Origin of the sequence: Algibacillus agarilyticus, assembly GCF_003286125.1 — a bacterium.
In the GTDB taxonomy this organism is placed as follows: Bacteria; Pseudomonadota; Gammaproteobacteria; order Enterobacterales; family Alteromonadaceae; genus Algibacillus; species Algibacillus agarilyticus.
Window position 1 is genome coordinate 25,377 of the sequence record NZ_QMED01000033.1, and the last position, 6,002, is coordinate 31,378.

Here is a 6,002-nt window from a genome sequence, read left to right on the forward strand (position 1 = left end):
TGGTCGCTTAAGCGGCCTTCGCTTTACTGTATTAAGTAATCAGTATTAAGTAATCAGTATTAAGTAATCAGTGAATTAGTGACCTAATTCAAGAATACCCCATACTTCAAGGTTATTAACCGGCACAATAACATCGCCATTAGCGTTAGTTGTTAGGTCTAAGTCTGTGCTTGTACCGTTAGGTAAATGTAACTTAGCCGACGTTACACCCTGCGGGAAGTAGCTTGCAGGAATAGCGACTTCAACACCATTAAGTGTCGGTGTTACACCACCCGCAAACGGACGGTTAACTAAATGAACCACATACGGTGCACTTGCATTGGTTTCGTGAATACGCGATACCGCCGATACGATGTCGTTAGACGCTGTACCATTAATGCTGACCGTAATCGCTAAGTCCGCAATCGTAAGACGTTGACCTATGTGTCTTACTTTACTACCTTGCGCATCTAATACGGCTTTTTGCTCAGTTGTTAAGTAGTTCAAATCCCCGTCATAGAAGATATGATCAAAGTTATCAAAATCTTCATCACGTGGTACCACAGGGTAACCTGCATCACCAAACACCAACATGTCAAAGTTGATATTGTCTTCGGTTAGTAATTTAACACTTGATTGAACTTGGTTGCCACCGTCAATAAAGCCAGCTTTCATTGATGAGTACATCGCATGAACTAAACCAACTTTAGCGTATGACGTGTAGTCATCTAACAAGTTTTCTTGTGCTCTTACAAATTGATAAATATCACGATAGTTATCAGCACCCGGAGACCAAGTCCACACATCACCACCTACCCATACATTAGCAGGAATAGAGAATAAACCACCATAAGCATAGGCTTGAGCTACCCAACCACGGCCAAATCGAGGCGCATCTTGTACACGAAGCTCTTCAAATTCCCATGGGTATGGTGCATAAGCTAATGGCTTATCAATCGCTTGAGCTCCTTTTAAGTGAACAAGGATATTCGTTGGTAATTCAGATATAGATGTTTTAGCACCTAAGTTTAATTCACCAGACAAGAAGGTAATATTCTCGTTAAAGATATAACCACGCGACTCAAATAATTGTGTACTTGCACCAATTTCGATATTTGGATGTGTTTGACGAATGTAAGATAATACTTCTGCGAACTTTTGGTTCCATACGTCTCGGTTGAAGTATAAGAAGTCTTCAAGCATTGGAATATTGCCTTCAACTCTATCGGCTCCATTTGAGAACGAAGTATGCGTTACACCAGCATCGAGTAAGTGCTGTTTGTAATCGAAGGTATTGATGTTATTAATACCCATCGCGGCCAATTCGTTGCTGCTGTATTTTTTATCTAACCATATACGGAAGTTTTGCATCGCATAAGGTGAGAAATCACCACCAAACGTTCTCATATCCGTTGCACGGGTTGAGTTTGTTTGTGTATCAAACATTAATTTATCAGGGTTCGCTTTTAATAACTGGTCAACCTGAGATTTCATGAAAGGTACAAACGCAGGGCTATGATTACTTAACCAATTGTTGTTATGACCGTTATGGCTTAAGTAGCCCATAAATGTCATGCGTACATTACGATCATCAAGCGTTTGAACATAATGTGATTGTGGGCTTGTTGTATACTCGGTAAACCAACCATAACCCCAATCGAACTCGCCACGCGCAGTATATTCAAGGCCTTCACTTTGATACTTATCAACTATGTTAACAGCCCAATCCATGATCACGGTTTCATCATAAAATTCACTCTCGGGTGGATGCCCCCAGAAAGAACCTGTTGCACCAAAATCAGCGTAGTCACCTGGTTGGCCACCGTTGTCTTCATCGTAAAAATCACGATTTTGCGGGTATGTGTACCAAACATCAGATTTCAATAATTTATTCGCCGCAGGAATAGACACAGGGGCTTTTAAGTATTGTAAACCCGTTGATGGGCCATTAACTTCCGCGACAAAATGGTCTGCTGGGTCATAAATAGCCGGTGTGCGGGCGGTATTATCACTCACTTTAGCTAAACAAACATAGTCGCCGCTCCACTGCCAATCAGAACCACCGACAGCTTCAACCCGTAAATTGTGGTTGCCTGCGGTTTCAATAACAAACTCGCCGCCATACAATTCATTTCTCGCAGCGATACTCCAACCACCCGTGCTATCAAAGTAACCCCAAGAAGCGGTTTCGCCATTAATATCGATACGGGCACCAAAGCTGCCCGTTTCAGGTGTTGTAACCGAAATAAATGAACGGTAAGTACCGGCTTCTAAATAAACATTGTTGTAGTCACCATAATCACCATTGGTTACCCAACCCACATTCGTGCCGGTATCACCCACAACAAAACCATCGTTAGGATCACTGGCTACACGGCCTGTTGTACCGGTTGCATCAAAATCTTCTAATTGGATCAAAAGCTCACAATCAGGTGGCAATTTAGGATCAACAACAACTAAGCCACTTGACGTAAATATATTTTGGCTTAGCGTACTTGGGTGTACAAAGTTTGTGCCACCATCCGTATCAATACCAAAACCAATACCACTTACCGCACCGCTGCCGCCATCGGCATTACCCAATCGTAATTCAAAATCGTGAGTACCTGGCGATAATTGCAGATCGGCTGTTTGTGATGAATTTTCCCAACTGTCGTTAGATAAAACTAAGTTGCCATCAATATATAAACGCACGCTATCATCGATGTTTTCATAAAATGAAATATGGCCATCGGCATCATAAATTTGACCTCTAAATACTTCAGTCGAATTAGGATCAATTGCATCGTCGGTTTCTAATAAATCAGTGGTGACTTTGTAGTTAGGTGAATCGGCTGTATAGCCCGCGTTACCTGCAAAGTTGGTTGCGCCATCTACACGGCCCCACAATAAACCATTACCATTATGGACAAACTCACCTTCACCCGGTTCAGGATCCGTTCCACCGCCACCTGGATTAACCGTTACATTGGTTTGAGCGGTAAAGTTACCATCACTGGTGGTAACGGTGATCATCGCTTGACCGGCATTTACCGCCGTAATAACACCGTTTGCGTTAACCGTTGCAACAGATGTATTGCTTGAGCTAAAGGCCACATTGGTATTGCTGGCATTAGACGGTGCAACAGTTGCCGTTGCATTTTGTGACTGACCAACAACTAAGGTTGTGCTGGCTGGTGTAATTGATACACCGGTAACCGCGACAGAATCAGGCGTAACCGTAACATTGGTTTGTGCCGTAAAGCTGCCATCTTCAGTGGTCACTGTGATTGTTGCTTGACCCGCATTAACGGCCGTGATCACACCATTGGCATTAACACTGGCAACCGAGGTATTACTTGACGAGAACGAAACATTGTTATTGCTTGCATCAATTGGTGAAATAGTCGCGGTAACCGTTTGTGATTGACCTACCGTTAATGTGGTATTAGTTGGATTAACACTTACACCCGTAACCGCAACGCCATCGGCTAACACATTGATGTTTGATGTAGCTACATAAAAACCATCGGCAGTGGTGACACGAATAATTGCTTGGCCATTGCTAACCGCTGTTACCATACCGTTTGCATTAACCGTTGCAATGCTGGTATCAAGCGATTCAAAGGTAACCGCTTTATTAGTTGCGTTGGCTGGCGTAACAGTAGCCGTAATATTTTGTGATTGACCAATATTTAACGATGCACTCGCAGGGTTAACCATTACCCCGGTAACCGCAACATCAGAGCCATTGCCATTATCGGTTGAGCTGTGTACAAATGTTAATGTATCGGCATTCCACTGCCATGCCGTTGAACCAAAGCTGCGTAAACGGAATGTGTAAGTGCCTGCACTTGGAATAACCACATCACCGTCAAGATCGAAATCTTCAAAGTTATCCCAACCCGCAGTTGCTGAAAGCTCAGATGAGGCAACAACGCTACCATTGAGTAACACTTCTGCGCCAATCTGGCCAGACATAGGTGAACCCGCAGCAAGTTTAAGATTATACGTACCCGCATCAGTAAACGTGACACTGTAATCAGCATAATCACCTGAGGTATTAAAATTAATACCTTCATTGGTTGGACCAAAACCAACAATTGAATCGCCGCCAACTGCCGCGCCTGTTTTACCGGTCGTGGTAAAATTTTCTAAATTAACAACAACATCATCAACCGGTGTTTCTGGCTCAGGATCTGGATCAGGAACCGAAATTGCCGTTAACGAGAATGATTCCATGTTCCATTGCCAATCAGACCCCGTTGCCAGTAAACGAATGGTTGATGCACCGGAAGGTAACATGATCGTATTGGCAGGAGACAAGGGTTGAAAATCGTCCCAGCTACCAAAAGGCACAGCCACAGTGCCTTGACTCACCCAATTGCCATTGTCATTGATAAGTAATTCAATAGCGGCACCTGATTGCATACTGGTGCCAACAAGGTATTCAACCGAGTATTCGCCGCCCACTACGTTGATATTATAATCAACATAATCGCCTGCATTTACAAAGTTAATACCCTGCTTGCCATTGACGGAATAAATAGTAACGGGGTTCGGTTGGTTATCGTTAAACGTACCGCCCACATTATCGTAATTTTCAACTTCGATGACGACATTTTCAGCTAATGCATGGGTAGAAGCAGAAGCCAAAGAAATGGCAACACCGATACTCAGCAGAGTTCTTTTGGTTTTATACATCCCAATTTCCTAGTTTTAATTGTTGTTTTAAACACACTCGTTGACTTTTATTTCATTTGCTTTCTTGCTTATACCTTTTTGCAAACAGAATAATTATCAACACAACACTGTCTTTTTTGTTGGTTATATCGACATTGTGCGGGTTAAAAACTAGCACAGCTTTGTTAACAGTTCAAAGAGGATTGTTAACAAAATAAAAGATTTATCTTTACAATTTTTACAAAAAAAAGGCATGACCCAACAATGAAATTTAAATACAAAACCGAGAGTTTTTATTTGATTTTTAGGTTTAATAACTTAATATTTAACTCGATAATGATTTAGCAATGTTTAACAATAAGGTTATTTAGTATTTATAAATCAGTCACTTAAACAATTGCAATTTATTATTATTTGTTAAGAAGAGGCCGTATTCAGCATAAAAACATCAAAAAATAATCGTTCTCGGATCTCTGTTTTATACGTTGATCTCAGATGTTGAATTTATGCGCTCTATATCGAATAAATTTTAAAATTCTGAGCCCAATGAACATTAAAATTGATTTGGCCACCGCTAACCTGCCCTGCTTACACAGTGATAAAATTAAACGTTTTTTAATATTTAGTTTTACATGCTTATGCCTTGCAAAGAGCGGTAAAAAATAGATTTGAAAATGTATGATTCGAATATCAACCCAAGTCACATGGGTATATAAGTGCTATTTTGATTAGTTCCTTATTTAGCTCCTTACTTGACTCTTATTTGGTATTTCAATCAAGATAACCAACTTTACACGGCACTTTAATCAATAACACATTTAATCAGGGATATGATTTATCTGCAGATTTATGCACTAAATTTTATCTGCTATTACAATGCACGACGGTTAAAGCAAATGACAAAAGTCGGTTTTTAGCGACAATCAAAACCATATAAATCAGTGGTTAACTTTAAAGTGAATACAAATTGAACAAATTTTGAATTTATCCACTTTAAGCACCCTGGTTTTTATATATGATTTTATTTTTATTGTTTTGGGGTTTAATTTTTTTGATTGATTTTTAGCTTATTATTTTATGATTCTGCTTATATTTTATTATTCTTATACCATTAAATTATTAAAAACAGCTTTGAAAATAGCAGAATAATAAGCACACAAGCCTGAACGGATATAATTTAAAACTGCGAATAACCATAATGCAGCAGCGTGAGATTTGTTTTTAACAACACGCCCTTCTGCCATCTACAAAATAAACCATTTTAATACACCATGCGTGACGTTGGGCTGCGCAAGCTTAGCGCCAACCTACTTGAGCGCCGGCGTTAATGTTGTTTTGCAGTGTTTTTTGCAGCACCCCAT

The 6,002-nt window shown here is 40.4% G+C and carries 2 protein-coding genes; both read right to left on the minus strand.

What is annotated here, in order from left to right; all coding sequences use genetic code 11:
• Window positions 1-75 precede the first annotated feature (75 nt).
• Window positions 76-4,662 (minus strand): Ig-like domain-containing protein, encoded by a 4,587-nt coding sequence (locus DPX34_RS18475; RefSeq protein ID WP_111979920.1) that lies wholly within the window; start codon window positions 4,660-4,662, stop codon window positions 76-78.
• A 1,082-nt stretch (window positions 4,663-5,744) separates the two neighbouring features.
• Window positions 5,745-5,885 (minus strand): hypothetical protein, encoded by a 141-nt coding sequence (locus tag DPX34_RS21805; RefSeq protein WP_157964788.1) that lies wholly within the window; start codon window positions 5,883-5,885, stop codon window positions 5,745-5,747.
• Window positions 5,886-6,002 lie beyond the last annotated feature (117 nt).

What these genes read in the sequence shown, in the direction of transcription:
- DPX34_RS21805 (WP_157964788.1), bottom strand. Translation starts at nt 5,885, where the DNA reads ATGGCAGAAGGGCGTGTTGTTAAAAACAAATCTCACGCTGCTGCATTA.
- DPX34_RS18475 (WP_111979920.1), bottom strand. Translation starts at nt 4,662, where the DNA reads ATGTATAAAACCAAAAGAACTCTGCTGAGTATCGGTGTTGCCATTTCT.